We start from the raw sequence: 16,317 nt of genomic DNA on the forward strand, positions 1-16,317 counted from the left end.
TGCTAATAAGGTATATACTACTCTTGTGCCTCACCAACTTGTAGTTAATCTACCAGTATTGTTATGCTGCAACGACTTTTACTAATGTTCCTGGTCTGTGGCACACTGGCAGAGGATTTGACTGTGTATGTAAATCAGTTCCTCTATCAAACCTCCTTGGCTCTTGTTTTGCATATAGTGGCTGTCCAAGAGTATTTACTGTCTCATTAAAATCTGCTGGTGCAAAGTATGTTGTAAATGTGCTCGCTGTTCCTAGTGGAAAACAGTGCCCTGTATCTCTTTCTATAAATCTTCTTACTGTTCCTTCAGGATCAGTTGCTTGCCCTCTATATTCCTCAAATGTTATGCCACAGAAAGTAAATCCTGATCTCATATCGTTTCTCAGCGCTGCTCCTTCTTGCCATCTCTCGTATGCTTCTTTCACTTTACTATGCGAAGTTAGTGCATCAAAAAACTCAGGGCTTACCAAGGCATGAATTCCGGTCATATATTCGCCACTTAAGTTGTCTTCGATATGTCGCAATACCTCCAGACACTTACGCTTGACATCTGTTGTTGCTGTTCCAAGGGCAAAATTTACTACTTTTGGTGTGATTTCAAATTCGTTGTACAAATTTAATAATTCTGACCCGTCAGCATCAAGAATAATTCCCTTCAGCGCTCCCATTCGCAAATGCTCTAATGTTATTGCATGTTTGTTTCTCATTGATTGCAAATGATCAGTTATTACATCTGCAAGCGCTTTAAGTTCACTCTCTGATCCAAATGCCCTTATTCCTTGTACTTCTTCTGGCAGCACTACATCATCATGCGGAATGTGCGGAATCGTAAACGTTCTTACCTTTCTTTTTCCTCTTTTTCCTACTGTTGCTGGTGCTCCTGGTATTTGTGTTGGTAATAAACTTAATACTCCGTTGTGTTCTTCTATGGTAATATGTCTAAATCTTACTGACCTACTTGGAAACAAATTTAAATTTTCAACTCGTCCATAATTTATCGGCAATATATTCATCGCATTTGTTAGTGCCGTCATGCTAAATGCTGTATTTGTAAATGGATTTTGCATTCTTTTTCTCCTTATTAATTTTAGTTAAACTCCCTTGCGGATAATGATCCCTCGTCCTTCAAGTTGCTTTATTGCTGCAGCTTTCTGCTCTTCAGTGATATTTGCTGGCCATACAACTGCATGATCTGCTAGCATTGCTATACGCGTAATGATTACTGCTTTGGTGTTTTCCGTTGCGTTTATATCGCTTGTTATCACACCTATTGCTGTTTGTGTACCATCTGTGGCAGTTGGATTTATTATCTTAATCATGTTATCTTTATCGAGAGCCACTACTGTACCAAGTTTTAGATTTTGTCCCTTTGCTACTGTTATCTGATCTCTTGAATATAGACTTGACACCTCATACTTTAATAGGTCACCAAGATTATTTTGTTCGCTTATACAACTCATAAAATTTCCTCATTTATTTTCCCCTTTAGTTTTACCGCCATGTTTATAATTGTTGTACGCGGCAGTTATAAAAAAACTTAAATACTTGATTGTGCTCTAGCTTTAGCTACTTGTATCATCAAATCTTCTCCTGAATTCTGTGGTATTGCACTCAGTATCTCTGTCTTCTTTGTTCTCTCTGCAAGTAATTCCATTAAAACTTCCCTAGCTTGCTCAACACTTACACTTTGCTCAATAAATTCTCCTATCTTTTCTGGCATCTTCGATAAATTACATAAACGTATTAATTCAAGAACTTCAGTACGATACTTGGTTAAATTATCAGTTTCTAGGTCATTTGTAGTTTGTTCATTCATAGTAATACTCCTGTTTTTATTAATAGATGAAAGAATTGTCATTCCGTCTGCAAGGCCTATTTCTATTGCTCTCTCGCCAAAATATAGCCCTGCTTCTGTATTTTTTATTGCTTGTACAGAAAGTCCTCTGTTACGTGCTATAAGTTCAGTCAGAATTTCATATAAGCGATTTACTTCCTCCTCTAAACTTTTTAAGCTTTCTGAACTTATCGGCTCATGTGGATTTAAATCATTCTTTCTCTTGCCTGTAAAAATAGTTGTGTATTTTATTCCACATTTTTCATCAAACCCACTTTGATCTATATGACTTGCTATTACTCCTATACTCCCAACTCCTGAAGTGCGGGTGAGAAAAATCTTTTCAGCGCTAGAAGCTATAGCATATGCAGCAGAGTACGCATCATCGTTTGCTATTGCCACAATTCTCTTTTTTGCTCTTGCACTGTAGATAAAATCAGCTAAGTCGAAAATACCGTTTACTTCTCCTCCGGGACTATCTATGTCCAGTAAAATAGTCTCTATACTACTATCTTCTAATGCTTGCTTTACTTGTACTTCTATTTGCTCATATGATGTCATCCCGAGCATTTCATCAAACGCACCCGGTTTTTTAGTTAAAATTCCATGAATTGGTATAATTGCAGTTCTTTCTACGTTACTTTTGATGGAGTGATTTTTGAAAATTGGCTGTTTTTCTTTGTATAGCGATAGTAGCTCAAAACTCCTTGGTTCAAGCATTAATGGCTTTCCTAGCAATATCATAACCCTTTGCAATCAGAGTCAAACATTAAATTGAGACTATTTGCACGCTTTTGATCTTCTGCTATTTCTTGGTCAATTTCTTCTACATCGTAACCCATTTCTGATACTACTTCTGAGCGACTCTTGAAGCCATTTCTTACTGCCATTTGCTGTGCTTGCTGGTCTTTCAGTGGATCTACCCAATCAAATCCCTGTGGTATCCATTTTACTTCTTCTTTCGCTGCTTTTACTACTTTTTCATCTATACTCAGTTCTCCACAAAGTACTGCTAACTCTAGCCATTTACTCCATACTGGTCTGCAAAATTGAAATACCATAATGTTATGTTGCAGCATAGCACATCGACGACGAAACTCTATTAATCCTGCTCGAATGGATGAATAATTAACACCTGTTAAATCTCCTGTTAGCTGCTCATATGTTATTCCTGTACCTATTGCTATTGCCCTCAGTTGCTGTCTCATGAATGCTTCATAACTTCCTCCTACATCAGATGGTTCTGAAAATTTTATGTCCTCTCCTGGGTCTAAAAGTTGCATAGTTCCAGGTTCTAGGCCAGATAGTGCTACTCCTTGCTCATTACTTTCACCTTCTCCCATGATATTTGCCTCAGGGTCAAGTCTCGTAATAAACCCTGCAAACATCGCTGCTGTCTTTTTTCTTACTAATTCTGCATCATCGTATTGATCAAGCTCATAAAGCTTCAGCAGTATATTAGAAAGCCAAGGTTCCCCTCTAATCTGACCAGGTCTTAATGGTCTATAAATATGTAAAACATCATTTGCTGGCACTCTCACTGATTCTCCAAACGTACTTTCACCAGGGTGTTCTTTAAATAGGTAATATGCCTCTCTTTGCCCAAGCCTGTTAAACTCAATGCCATTACGGATTATGTTACCATTTGCTAAAGTTTGATTTGTTTTATTATCTAAATGTTCAGACTCAAGTACTTGCAGTTGTAGCGGTACAGAAAATCTATCCTCTAGCTTTCTCGTTCTTAAACGTACAAAACATTCTCCTCCCTCTATCATACTTCTGCATATCAGAGCTTGTAATCCATAAAAATCACTTACTCCGCTACTGTCTGCTTCATCTGTCCATTTTAGCCATAATTCTTGCACCTTCTTTCGAAATTCTCCATCTCTTGCTTTTGATTGTGGTTTTATTCCTGTTCCAATAGAGTTACTTACTATTGTATCAATGATATTTGCTGCATATGGATTTTTTCTCACCATATCACGTGATCTACTACGTAAAGTTTCAAGGCTTTGAGACAGCAAATTGTTTATACTTCCTAACTCTGGTTGAAAGTGAAAAAATCTTCTTCCTGAACCTGCTGCATCCCATGCTGAGCTTTTGATTTTTGGCTTACTAAATAGTTGTTTGAACGATTTTAATAGCATTTTGCCTCTTTGATTATGCAGCAGTTTGTTGCGCAATTTGACATTAAAAAATTACAGCAAGCTGCTGGAGAGTCTGGCTGTTAACACTTTATAAATTATGCATGAGGCTCTTGCACAAATACCAACGCTTATTCTGGGCTGCGTTCATAAATGTCCTTCCGATGTCCCATTGCAGTAATAGTTACTGTGTGTTTTGAGTAATTTATCCTATAAATTACACGATAATCACTTACTCGTATCCTAAAATACCCTTTGAATTCATGCGATAATGCTTTACCTATTGCTTTAGGGTTGGTTGCAAGACGACTATCTACAGCTCTTCTCACTCTAGATCTTATCGTTCGTGGTAATGCAAGAAAATCTTCCTCAAGAACTTTTTTTGAATAGATAATATCGTATCTCAGCTTGTATCTCCACCTTTAGACTGTTTTTGCAGATAATATTCTATTCCAATCTACATCCTCACTTCTAATTTCTTCATCACCTCTAGCATCACGCTCAAGAGAAAGCTTAGCCAACTTTATATCTACTTCATCTATTTCATCATCTTCTTCAGATAATTTACTTGCTTCAATTTCTTCTTCCACTAGGTCCTTTACAACCTCTTCTATAGTTCTATTTTGAACTTTTGCCATTTCTATAAGGTAGTGAGCAAATTCCCCCTCAAAATTTACATTAACATTAAGCCTTTCTTGACTTTGATCCATATTTTAACTAGAAAATACCAATTTTAAACTATAACATTTTTACACAATTTTGTCAATTCCCTTACTTGTCGCAATCACAATTCTTCTCTTCGGTCTCACACCTGCAACTTTCAGTTCAGCCTTAATACGTTGCCGTAGATTCAGCAGGTCATTTATCTGAACTTCAGCATATCTCACCACATGGTCACCATATGCAATTGATACTACTCGCTCTCCGCTTTGCAGTTTTTTTATCGCTTCTTCGACTTGACTTAAATATTCCTGATTGTACATTTTACTTCTCATTCAACCATTTACTTTGTCTCACTTTTTTAGGCTTTTTACTTTCCATTTTTCCACTCAAACTATTCCACTTACTCTCTGGCCATCTGTCTATTCCCAGTGCTATCGATGCTGCTCTTGCATAAATCCTACAGTCTAATACTTCATTTCTTTCTCTTACCTTTTGCCACTCCTGTTTGGTGTATCCTTTTACTACCTTGCTGACTAATTGCTCTGCCGTTAGCTGCTTAAAATATTCAGGTGCATACTCCGGAAAATGACAATATCCAGGTAGAGCTTTTCCCTCTTCTTCTTTCAAAATATTAAGTAATTGAAAAAGCTCTGACTTTAATATCGATACTCCCACTGGCCAGAGCTTTATTCCTCTCTTTAGCTTTTGACCACCAACTGTTATATCTACTCTACTTGGGCTGCTAAGTGGTACTAGTGCTTTATTTACACCTTTGACTGCCATTACTCTTCCAGAGCCTTGATGACCTCTTACCCAGTTGTATACTTCTTGCGTTGCATATCCAGCATCTACCGCCATCATGCTTATCATATATTCAAGCCCATTTTTACCGATAAAATGATGACTCAGAAGCTCCGAAAGTTTTCCCCATACTTCTCCTCCTCCTGTATCTCCTTCAAATACTCGGTAGTCTATTGACCAACTTTCACGGCTTTTTCCCCATGCTACAACTTCTACTTCTAAACGATCTTTTTGGACATCAACTCCTGCTGTGAGAACTACTTCGCCTTTTGGTACTGTGCCAATTTGAAAAAATTCTCTTCTGTTAAATAATTGCTTCCAGTCTGGTACTTCTCCTTTATCTACCCAAGTTTCTCCAAGCGTAGTATTTATCCAAACCTTCAGTAATTGTTCACTTTCTTTGGCATGGAGAAAATCTTCTACTGCTTGTTGCCAACTATACCAGCCAACTGGACTATAAAGACTTGAAAGATGAAATCCTTTTTTCTCACCTTTTACTCTATTAGTAGGTCTCCATTCTCCACGATCTAGCATCTCTGTCTTTTGATGATTTTCTATCTTTTCACCACATTCTATACATATATAGTGTGCTGTTCTTGAGTCGTTATTTTCCCATTTCATTTGTGACCATTTTAGAACTTGATAGTAATTACAATGCGGACATGGTACAAAAAAATATCTCTTATCTGTTGCTTCAAATTCTTTCTCAATTCTGCTTATTCCATGAATCGTTGGTGTTGATACTAAAAAAATCTTTCGTCGTGCAAATGTATTGGTTCGAGCTATGCTGAGCAGTACTGGATCTCCTTCTCCTCCTGAATCTCCTGGATAGGCATCTATTTCATCAAGAAAGAGATATTTTACTGGCATAGATCTCAGTGCTACACTGCTATTTGCTCCGGTTATTACTACTATTCCACCTGGAAATTCCTTACTTTGTACAGTATTCCCTGAATCTCTTGATCTTGGGTCTTTTACTTTACTTTTTAAACATGGTGTACTTTCAATCAGTGGCGCAAATCTTCCTTTTGACCAACGCTTTCCCATTTCAACTGTTGGCTGTACTACTAACATTGGACCTGGTGTTTGATCTATGATATAGCCTATCCAATTGTTACCAGCTTCTGTTCCACCAATCTGCGCTCCTTTCATGAATACTATTTTCTCCGCTGGAGAAGATGGAGATAGTGAATCCATGATTTCTTTTAAATAAGGAGTTCTTTCCGTTCTCCATTTACCTGGCTCTGATGCTGCAGTTGGCGCTAAAACTCGATACTCATTCGCCCACTCTGATACTTTAAGGTGCGGATCTGGCCTTAAACCTTCAGAAAAAGATGTAGCGTATATCATATTGCTAGCTCTTCACCATCATTAGATGATACTTCAACATCACTTAAAATAGAACTGCACTCACTTGTTTTCTCACTTTCGAGTTCAATAAACATTTTCTTTTCAAGTGCTTCTTCTATATACTTCTGAATTAAATTACTCATTATTATTGCAGCTATGAGCGCAACTATTCCCACCATTACCGCAGCTATAATGTTAGCCACTATCGCTATTGCGCATATTGTTATAGTGACACAGATGATATTGGTATATTTCTTTATTTTTTTGTCTGCTATTTTCCTTTCTTCAAAATATTTATTGCTCAATAAATGAAATGTTGGAAAGTTCTTCTGTCTTCCAAATAACACTATTTCTTTCTCTTTACTCAGTAGTTCTATTAATTTTGCATTGTTCGTTATTATTGCATACTGAAAAACATCCGTGGCATCTGCTCCTCTCTTTAGCAACAACTTTACTACGTTAAAGTGACCATGCTTTGCAGCAACATAAATTCCCGTTTTTCCACTCTCATCTACAGCATCTATTTCAACTCCTTCACCAAGAATACCGTCTATTAGGTCTTCATATCCTTTTCTGGCAGCTAAATGAAGCAAACTGTTTTTATCAGCTCCGTATCTATTACTTGCTAAAATCTTTACTATATCTAATCTATTTGCTTCTTTTGCATAACAAAATGGTGTCTTGCCATTATCATCCTTAATTAAAGGATCTATATCTTCTCGCGTTAGTAAAACTTCTATTGTTTTCAGCCTTTCAGCATAATGTAGTGGCGTTTTATTTTCATAATCTTGTAAATTGACCTTGGAATTCGGAGCATTTATTAAACACCTTACAATATCCAAACATAAATCTCTCTCATCATAATTACTACTACTTACAGCTACGTGCAAAGAAGATAATTTCATTGCATTTCTGCCGCTACCAGCTATATTGACATTCGCACCAAGATTTGAAAGTAATTTTACTACTTCTAGCTTCTTGTTGTTTACTGCATAATGCATTGCTGCATGATTTCTCACGTCAAGAACATCCTTATCCGCGTTTCCTTCTCTAATTAAAATTTCTACTATTTCTTCATGTCCAGCTCCTGCCGCTAAGTGTAATGGTGTATGTAGTAGAGCATTCTGCTCATTAACATTAACTCCTTTGTTGAGTAAAAACCTTACAGCATTTGCTTCATTCAACATCGCAGCTAAGTGAAGTAAGCTATCTCCCTCTGATCCATATTTATGATTGATTAGTGCTTGTAATATTTCTTCTCTTGCACAAGAAAGCGCACTTTTACCATCATCATCAGTGATCAGTGGATTAATATTTTTCCTGTTCAGTAAGAGTGCAACCATACCAAACTCGTTAATTTCTACTGCATAATGTAGCGGTGTCTTTCCATTTAATCCTCTGACATTAACATCTAATCCAGGTTAGACACTTTATTAATTCTAAACTTAAGTTAGCAGACATTATTTAAAACTTAATATTAGATAATTCTTGTAATGAGTTTGTAATCTCTTCAGTTAGCGCCATATGAATCTTTTCAGTGTCACTCAGTGATGCAAGTAGTGCTGAAACTCTATTTGGAATATTAAGCAAATTATTACGGACAACTCTTGCTACGTTAAATGCATCGCGCTTTACTTCCTCTACTGCTACAAGTTCTCCTATCTCAGCCTTAGCTTTCGCCTCAAGTAGTTTACCTCGTTCCATTTCATTTTTTATTCGAGTTTTAAGCAACATTGTGGAAAGGTTACTTGTATTTTCGTTTTCTGGATTTTTTCTCCTCAGTGGCTGACTTGGATCTCTTATTGTTTCTATAGCCCTGTTTGCTTGTTCTCGGTCAATGAGTCCATCCTCCAGCTCAACTATTCCTTTTTTTACTAAATAACAGACATATTGCTTTGATACTCCTATCTCCCTTGCCCACTCTGTTTGTGTTATTTTTTCCACTTTTTTTGCCCCTTTTTACGAATTTCCTTCTTGAATTTCTGCAAAAGTTTTACCAGTATCGGCTAAAATGGCATCTCTTCCCGTGTATACTTGCCAACGTTTTATGGTTACATCTACAAATTTTGAATCTAGCTCTATTGTTCTACAAATTCTTCCTGTTCTCTCACATGCAATCAGTGTGCTGCCAGAACCGCTAAATGGATCAAGTACTATGTCTCCAGATCTACTGCTGTTTACTATTGCTCTCTCCATTAGCTCTACTGGCTTCATCGTTGGATGTAGTGAGTTATGTATTGGCTTATCATAAAACCACAGATCACTTTGATTTCTTCCTCCATGCCACTCACGTTTATTGCCGCTTTTCCATCCATAGAGCATTGCTTCGTATTGTCTTTGATAATCTGATCTTCCTAGCGTAAAGTGATTCTTTGCCCAAATGATAAATGTTGACCAACGACCACCTGCTTCTTCAAATGCTTTTTGCAACGTCGAAAACTCTGATGATGATATGCAGATGTAAATTGCTCCTTTCGTATATGCTAAAATATTGGAACAGATGTAGTAGAGAAAAAGTTCGTACTTTTCACCTTGATTATCGTTTAGTATTTTTTTATCTTCTCTTTCCTGACTGCTACCGTAATCAACGTTATATGGAGGATCACATACGGTAATATCTGCCATTTTATTGTCTAATACCGCTTTATATGATTCAACTAAAGAGCTATCACCACAATAGATTCGATGATCACCTAAAATCCATAAATCCCCTGGTTTTGTTATTTCTACTTTTTTGTCATCAACAACTAAGTCAGAAAGATCTTCTTTTTCACTGTCTAAATCATCAAGAAAGTTTTGAACTTTTTCTAATTCAAATCCAGTCATTTTAAGATCAAACTGTAAATCTTCTAACTCTTGAATTTCCACTTTTAAAAGCTCATCATCCCACTTTGCCCAGTTAGCTGATTGATTTGCCAGTAATCGAAAAGCTTTAGTTTGTGGTTCATTTAAATTATCACTTAAAACCACAGGAATACTCTCCATACCAAGTTTTCTTGCTGCTTTAAGTCTTAAATGACCATCAACCACAGTGCCATCGCTTTTTGCAACTATTGGTATACGAAAGCCGAATTCCCTGATTGAAGCACACATTCTGTTTACTACGTCATCATTTTTACGAGGATTACGCTTATATTCGACGAGGTTTTCAACAGGATAGTAGTGGATTGCTAAATTCATATCTTAATAATTAAAAAGTTAATATTCAAAATATCTCTGACACTAGAAAAGGCCTGGGGTCAGCACCACCAAACCCGCCATTATGGCCGAAAGGACCCACTTTTTATGAGCTTATTAATATCTTTCCATAACATAGAACATCAAAGCTAAAGCATCTGCTTGATTATCATCTCTAGGTGAAAAACCTTTTTCACGTATCGCTTCAATAACTTCACTCTTACTTGCATTGCCTTTGCCTGTTATAAAGCGTTTTATAGTCTTAACAGGAACACTCTGATAGGGAATATGATTCTCTTCACACCAAGCAGAGAGAACTGCAAGAAAACCACCATAACAATGCGCTGCATCAGTTCCAAGGTGTCTTCTTACTTCCTCAAAATAAACTGTTTCAATACTTGGAAATTTTTCTTTCATTTCATTCAACCACTTACGAAAATTTAGAAATACCATGCCACCTCCACTGAAACGACTACCATGAAAACTTTTGCTTCCACTTTCAATTACTCCATCTGTTAGAATTGCCCAGCCCGTTTGCTTGCCAAGGTCGAGTGTTAGGATTGACATTTTCTTTGTGTTTGAAGCGTATAGAGGTAAACTAACCTCGTTGAAACAATGCCCTTCTATTATATATATACCGGATTTCTTACTACTTTTTCCGGGATTTTCTAAAAAAAAAGTTAAAATAATTTCAAAACTGCTCACCAGCTAAAGAATAAAGTAGATAGTTCTCTATTTTTAGAGTTTTACAGTTGCTTGTCTTTTTTACAAATAACCTATATGCTACTTGAAGTAAGGTAGAGTAGATATGATAATAAATGAAAACGAAATTTTATTATATACAACTCCAGATGGAGATGTAAGAATTGATGTTTTGTATCGAGATGAAAACATTTGGCTTACACAAAAAAGAATGGCGGAGTTATTTGGTGTTAACATTAGAACAATTAGTGAGCACTTACAGAACATATTTGCTAGTCAAGAGTTAGATAAAGATTCAGTTATCCGGATTTTCCGGAATACTGCTGAAGATGGTAAACAGTACCCTACACAATTTTATAATTTGGATAGCTATTGGTTATCGAGTTAATTCTAAAAAGGCTACATCTTTTAGAGTATGGGCTACGAAAATTTTAAAGATCAAAGGATTTGCATTAGATAGCGAACGGCTAAAAAACGGCCCAAAGTTTGGCAAAGACTACTTCAATGAATTACTTGAAAAAATCAGGAGCATCCGAACGTAGGTTTTACCAGAAGATTACTGACATTTATGCTGAATGCTCTGCAGACTATGATCCAAATTCAGAAATAACAAAACAATTTTATGCAAAAGTACAGAATAAATTATATTGATGGCCTAACTGCAGCAGAGCTCTCGAGTTGACCACAAAAAACCAAATATTGGGCTAACTACATGGAAAGATGGTTCTGGCAACAAAATTCATAAGAGTGATGTGAGTACTGCAAAAAACTACTTGACTGAAAAAGAGTTGAGTGCATATTGTTTCCTAGATTATGCGGAACTTCAAGCAAGAAAGCATCGGCTAATAAAAATGCAGAATTGGGTTGAAAAGTTGGATGCATTTCTATTGTTCAATGATTATGAAGTACTTAAAGATGCTGGTAAAGTTAGTGCTGAAGTTGCAAAAGCTCTAGCTGAAGGAGAATACGAAAAGTATAGAGTTATACAAACATGAATCTGACTTTGATGAATTAAGTAAAGAAAGTGAGAAAATAACTACAACAAAAACCAGCTTGTAGTTGAGCTATCTGTGTTTGATATCTTGTCTATCACCTTTTGTTTTAATTTCAAGGGGGGTGAAAAATTGTCCCCACCCTTTAGAAAGCCCCGTATCTCTGCTTTTTATCTACCAATAATATAGTAGAAATATAAGTCTTTGTCTCCATTATACTAGATAAACCTGGAGACGTAAATAAATAAATTTTGATCTTTGTCTCCATTTTAAGGTAGCTTCTGTTTCTTCTTTTATAGCAGCAACGACACCTATGCCTAAAGAACAAACAAATCATATCCTCTTTTTCCGGAATACTCAATAAATTGGCTGAAATCTTGAACGGAATACATATTGTAATTTAATTGTTAGGACATTTATATTATAAGCAAAGCAGAAATTTAATAACTAAAGGAGAAAACCTATGTTTTAAAGCTAGCCACAACTTTTAAGCAAAAAAATACTCCCCTGATTAAAGATCGCTTATAAAACAACTCTAAACTCAACTAAAAGGTATTTTAATTAATCTTACTATCACGAAAGAAACTTACATATAAGTTTAACACGGTTTTCATGCCTTGTAAAGAAAATTTTTTAAAAAGAATTTAACGTTTCCTGTCTCAAATCCTTTTTTTTTAGAGAGCTATCTATAAGAGTTAAAAAATTAAAGAATAAATAAGAATGAAAAATATAAAATATAAATAGGGTATTATTATATACCTTATTTTTATTATTTATAATAATAGGGTTTTTCTCTAAACTAAGAAACACTCAAAATCAGCCAAGGAACAGCCTTTTATGATATTATAGTAGTTTGCTTGACTTGTAACCTTAAATTATGTTAAACTCCCCTACAGTAGCCCACTTCTCAGCTTAATGAGATTTCATTTTCCAATCTAAAATGGCTTAAACTGCCAAAAGTCTATATAATCTCGAATCTAAAGTACTTAATTCACAAATAATTATTATTAATAGTTTTACTAATATAGCATTTTTACGGCTACCTCTTATAGACGGAAAATCTCTCACCTGGGTATATTGTAAACACGTTAAGCTCTATTAAAGTTTAATAGAAAAATCGTAATAAAAAAAATTTTAGAGCAATTCATATTTCAAACCACATTTACAGTATATATCTGTTATGGAGGAGAAGAAAAGTAGTAGATAGCTTATTTGATTATGTAAGTGTCTCATAAGGAAAGTATAGTATATTTTGCAACATAATGCAGATGCAACTTATAGGTGGCCTTTTTGTTTAAAGTTAAAATGAAATTAAATTTTGTAATTTTTTTGAGGAGTGTAAGTTGAGAGCAGAGCTAAATTTTCAATACCACCATTGTCCTTTACAGAATTTGCGTTACCTGTTCATTTTTGTAATTTCAATGAAAAATTTTTAGAGCAAATCATATTTCGGACTGCATTTTTAGTCGTTAGAAAAGTAGGTCATTTAGTGGAGTATGAAAGCGGAGTTGTGCAAAATTTTTTAAAAAAGTGAACAGTTTTTAGAATTTTTGTGAACATATATAGTAAGGAAATAGTGTAAGTTTAAAGTCAGATGTTTTTATAATAAGGAGTAAACGTGTTTTGGAAAAATTTCCCTCACTTCCGGAAAGATCGATAAGGGATCCGGTATACTATAGTCAATGGTACAGAAATATAAGCATCTCTTGAGTTATGTTAATAAGTGAACTTAGTTTATGCAGTAAGCAACTGTTATAAATTTTCTAGCATATAGGTATATTTACTTATTAAAGTAAGCTTCAAAATGCAAATCATTTGGCAAACCTACCAAATAACCAGATGAACTTACAAAGAGAAATACAAGAAAATCAATACCTTAAGAGAATTTCAAATGGCAAATAAAATTTCATTTGGCAAAATTGCCAATCGGCTCCAAAGCTGCGTATATGTGGAGGTTTAACCAAAATGTTAAATGGCAAATTTCCTTATATATAATATATATTACATACTATAAATATGTAATATATCAATGTGACAAAATAGAAGCATTATGATTATTTAATAGGAAGTTGACATAGTGAGGAAAATATTGTAGAATTATATTAGAGTATTTTGTCTTAAAAGAAAGAAAACTCTAAGAGCCTTCAATCTTACCTTTACTGTAAACCTGAACTGACTTCCTTCACTTATTAATATATTTTTCAAGCTTTGCCAAGAGAACCACCTACTACATTTTTTACTTCATGATAAGAGAACAAGACCGCAACCAATACAGCCTTGCTCAAAAACCTTTCAAACACTTAACTTTAAAAGGAGCTTCAACCTATGGTACAAGATTTTTTAACTGATGTCAAAGAAAAAAATACTTTAAATTATGATTTTAACGACGCTGTCTCACATTTAGAACCATTAGAACAATTTGATGTAGAAGAAATAAAAAGACAACTATTATTAAACATCAGATCATGCCTTTCTTATTTATTTCCAAGAGGAACTTTTCATGGTGACAAATTTCAGATAGGTGATGTACAAGGTAATAAAGGCAAAAGCCTCAAAGTTGAATTAGCGTATGGCAAGGTCGGATTATGGATTGATTTTGCAACTGGGGACGGTGGTGACATTATTGATCTTTGGGCAGCTGCACATGGGAAAAACGCTAAAATAGAATTTGTTGAAGTAATTTCTTCGATAAGTGAATGGATAGGATGTAACAAGCGACCTACTAAAGAGCAAAAGAGAATAACTCAATGGGACTATCTCGATCAGGATAATCAGTTGATTGCCAGCAAATATCGTTATGATACTGCTTCAGGAAAAAGTTATCAACCATTTGATGCTAAAAAATCTACCTTTACTGCACCTGAGATCAGGCCTCTGTATAACATTCCAGGCATCACTAAATCTGATAGAGTGATATTGGTAGAAGGGGAAAAATGTGCTGAGCTACTCATAGAACAAGGGATCACTGCAACAACAGCAATGTTTGGAGCAAAAGCACCTATTGAGAAAACTGATTGGACTCCACTTAAAGGTAAACACATTATTATATGGCCAGATAACGATGATCCTGGAAAAGATTATGCTCAAGAAGCCGCAAAAAAGCTTTCTGGTTTTGGAGTTGCATCACTTTCTATTCTCAAGATTCCTCAAGATAAGCCAAAATCTTGGGATGCTGCAGATAGTGTGCTAGAAGGAATGAACGTTGAAGAATTTATCCTTAACAACAAAAGCCCTTATTCTTCAAGAAAGTCAAAAAGAATTGATACTACAGTTTGGACCAATATCCCTCCAGAAAGAAAGTGGGTTATTAAGGATTGGCTCCCTGTAGGAAGTGTTACAGCTCTTTATGGTGATGGTGGTGTTGGAAAATCTCTCCTTGCTCAACAATTAATGACAGCCGCTGCTTTTGGTAAACCTTGGCTTGGAATAGATCTGGAAAAAATAAAGACATATGGTGTGTTCTGTGAAGATGATGAAGAAGAACTTTGGCGTCGGCAATGCGCAATAAATGAATTTTATCAATCAGGTATGGAATCTTCTGATTTTCAGGATAATGTTGGCTTATGGTCACGAGCAGGGCACAATAATCAACTTATGGTTTTTAATAACAAAGATACTGGTCAATTAACTACGTACTTTCAAGAGTTACTTGAGGATATTGAATCGTTTCAGCCGAAGCTTGTGATATTAGATACAGCAGCAGACCTATTTGGAGGAAATGAAAACGACCGTTCTCATGTGAGACAATTTATTCAAGGTTGTTGTGGTCGAATAGCTCAAGCAATAAAAGGAGCTGTTTTATTACTTGCCCACCCTTCTGATGCGGGAATAATACGTAAAACTGGCACAGGCGGTTCAACAGCATGGAATAATACAGTAAGGTCTCGTTGGTATTTGACTAGACCAGATAAAGCTAATGCTTCTCCTGATGAGAGAATTTTATCGCGCAAAAAATCTAACTATTCGCAGTGCAATAACGGGCAAATGACACTTTACTGGAAAAATGGGGCATTTGTACATGACAATTCAGTTTTAAATTCAGAACCAATAATCAGAGATCAATATAGTAAAAAGTTGGATTTAGAACGGATGAGAAAACATGAGGTTATCTTGAATTTAATTCGCAGTAGCGCATATCAAGGTAATATTTATACTGCTGGACAATTTGCAAAGCGTTTTGAAGGAGAAGAGGGGCTTGGCAGTGAGCGCAATATTAGAGAAAGAATAAATAATCTTGCAACTCTTGGACAGATTAAATTCTTTCGTAATGCTGCAGGATATGGGACCAATTCTAAATATGGATTTCTTTGTGTGCAGGATATGGAATTTAAAGTTTCAGTAGGAGATAAAGTAGAGCACAAGTTAATAAAGCCAACACATTACTATCTACAAGCAAATGGTGCGGTCTTGCCTATTAAAGATTTAGATGTTTTGTGGTAATTTTTCAAAAAGTTTCTGAAAATAGCAATTACTTTTATTCAAATTTTCAGGATGTTGAGAGCATTTAAGAGGGGCAAGTGAGTTTTCTAAAAAACCTTCATACAAAATTTTCTTTACAATGAATAAAAATGACGATAAAATCATGTGCAAGTTTATTTTATACTAATAGAATTAGTATAAGTACATTTTATTCAAATTTTAAAGGGCATTACAGA

Annotated in this window: 14 protein-coding genes and 2 pseudogenes; 4 read left to right on the top strand and 12 right to left on the bottom strand. The window is 35.3% G+C overall.

The features are described 5' to 3' along the window. Nucleotides 1-61: 61 nt before the first annotated feature. From ABWU35_RS05375 to ABWU35_RS05430, 12 genes and pseudogenes are all read right to left on the bottom strand, one after another. Nucleotides 62-1,066 (bottom strand): major capsid protein, encoded by a 1,005-nt coding sequence (locus tag ABWU35_RS05375; protein WP_264685424.1) that lies wholly within the window; start codon nt 1,064-1,066, stop codon nt 62-64. Nucleotides 1,067-1,090: 24 nt separating this feature from the next. Continuing rightward, on the bottom strand, nt 1,091-1,459 hold the full coding sequence (locus tag ABWU35_RS05380; protein WP_265028109.1) for a head decoration protein: 369 nt from the start codon (nt 1,457-1,459) through the stop codon (nt 1,091-1,093). 77 nt (nt 1,460-1,536) lie between these two features. Continuing rightward, nucleotides 1,537-2,577 carry a S49 family peptidase gene (locus ABWU35_RS05385; protein WP_265028108.1) on the bottom strand — a complete coding sequence of 347 codons (1,041 nt, stop codon included), beginning with the start codon at nt 2,575-2,577 and terminating at the stop codon, nt 1,537-1,539. Next, nucleotides 2,574-3,980 carry a phage portal protein gene (locus tag ABWU35_RS05390; protein ID WP_265028107.1) on the bottom strand — a complete coding sequence of 469 codons (1,407 nt, stop codon included), beginning with the start codon at nt 3,978-3,980 and terminating at the stop codon, nt 2,574-2,576. The genes ABWU35_RS05385 and ABWU35_RS05390 overlap by 4 nt, the downstream gene beginning before the upstream one ends. A gap of 128 nt (nt 3,981-4,108) precedes the next feature. Further along, nucleotides 4,109-4,306 carry a type II toxin-antitoxin system RelE family toxin gene (locus ABWU35_RS05395; protein ID WP_237350101.1) on the bottom strand — a complete coding sequence of 66 codons (198 nt, stop codon included), beginning with the start codon at nt 4,304-4,306 and terminating at the stop codon, nt 4,109-4,111. A gap of 93 nt (nt 4,307-4,399) precedes the next feature. Further along, nucleotides 4,400-4,687 (bottom strand): hypothetical protein, encoded by a 288-nt coding sequence (locus ABWU35_RS05400; RefSeq protein WP_143688829.1) that lies wholly within the window; start codon nt 4,685-4,687, stop codon nt 4,400-4,402. A gap of 39 nt (nt 4,688-4,726) precedes the next feature. Then, complete coding sequence (locus ABWU35_RS05405) at nt 4,727-4,960, bottom strand: gpW family head-tail joining protein (RefSeq protein ID WP_143688830.1); 234 nt, start codon at nt 4,958-4,960, stop codon at nt 4,727-4,729. Between the two features lies 1 nt (nt 4,961). Beyond that, a complete protein-coding gene (locus ABWU35_RS05410) occupies nt 4,962-6,791 on the bottom strand; it encodes a phage terminase large subunit family protein (RefSeq protein WP_265028106.1) in 1,830 nt (609 codons plus the stop codon). Beyond that, nucleotides 6,788-8,252, bottom strand: a pseudogene (locus ABWU35_RS05415) (ankyrin repeat domain-containing protein). The gene ABWU35_RS05410 and the pseudogene ABWU35_RS05415 overlap by 4 nt, the downstream one beginning before the upstream one ends. A 3-nt stretch (nt 8,253-8,255) precedes the next feature. Beyond that, nucleotides 8,256-8,735, bottom strand: coding sequence for a hypothetical protein (locus ABWU35_RS05420; RefSeq protein WP_019236285.1), 480 nt, complete (start codon nt 8,733-8,735; stop codon nt 8,256-8,258). A 15-nt stretch (nt 8,736-8,750) separates the two neighbouring features. Further along, nucleotides 8,751-9,971 (bottom strand): DNA modification methylase, encoded by a 1,221-nt coding sequence (locus ABWU35_RS05425; protein WP_264377320.1) that lies wholly within the window; start codon nt 9,969-9,971, stop codon nt 8,751-8,753. Between the two features lie 114 nt (nt 9,972-10,085). Then, nucleotides 10,086-10,535, bottom strand: coding sequence for a crossover junction endodeoxyribonuclease RuvC (locus ABWU35_RS05430; protein WP_026097221.1), 450 nt, complete (start codon nt 10,533-10,535; stop codon nt 10,086-10,088). A gap of 241 nt (nt 10,536-10,776) precedes the next feature. Here ABWU35_RS05430 and ABWU35_RS05435 point away from each other — a divergent pair, with 241 nt between their 5' ends. The 4 genes and pseudogenes from ABWU35_RS05435 to ABWU35_RS05450 all read left to right on the top strand — a co-directional run bounded on the left by ABWU35_RS05435 (nt 10,777) and on the right by ABWU35_RS05450 (nt 16,102). Further along, nucleotides 10,777-11,058, top strand: a complete 282-nt coding sequence (locus ABWU35_RS05435) for a hypothetical protein (protein WP_265028124.1) — start codon at nt 10,777-10,779, stop codon at nt 11,056-11,058. Next, a pseudogene (gene rhuM / locus ABWU35_RS05440) lies at nt 11,000-11,321 on the top strand (RhuM family protein). The gene ABWU35_RS05435 and the pseudogene rhuM overlap by 59 nt, the downstream one beginning before the upstream one ends. A 47-nt stretch (nt 11,322-11,368) precedes the next feature. Further along, a complete protein-coding gene (locus ABWU35_RS05445; RefSeq protein WP_264376582.1) occupies nt 11,369-11,665 on the top strand; it encodes a virulence RhuM family protein in 297 nt (98 codons plus the stop codon). A 2,322-nt stretch (nt 11,666-13,987) separates the two neighbouring features. Beyond that, the gene (locus ABWU35_RS05450; protein WP_019236567.1) at nt 13,988-16,102 is read left to right on the top strand and encodes an AAA family ATPase; all 2,115 of its coding nucleotides are present in this window, start codon (nt 13,988-13,990) and stop codon (nt 16,100-16,102) included. Nucleotides 16,103-16,317: the final 215 nt, after the last annotated feature.

It is taken from the genome of Wolbachia endosymbiont (group B) of Xylocampa areola, assembly GCF_964028205.1.
Taxonomy (GTDB): Bacteria; Pseudomonadota; Alphaproteobacteria; order Rickettsiales; family Anaplasmataceae; genus Wolbachia.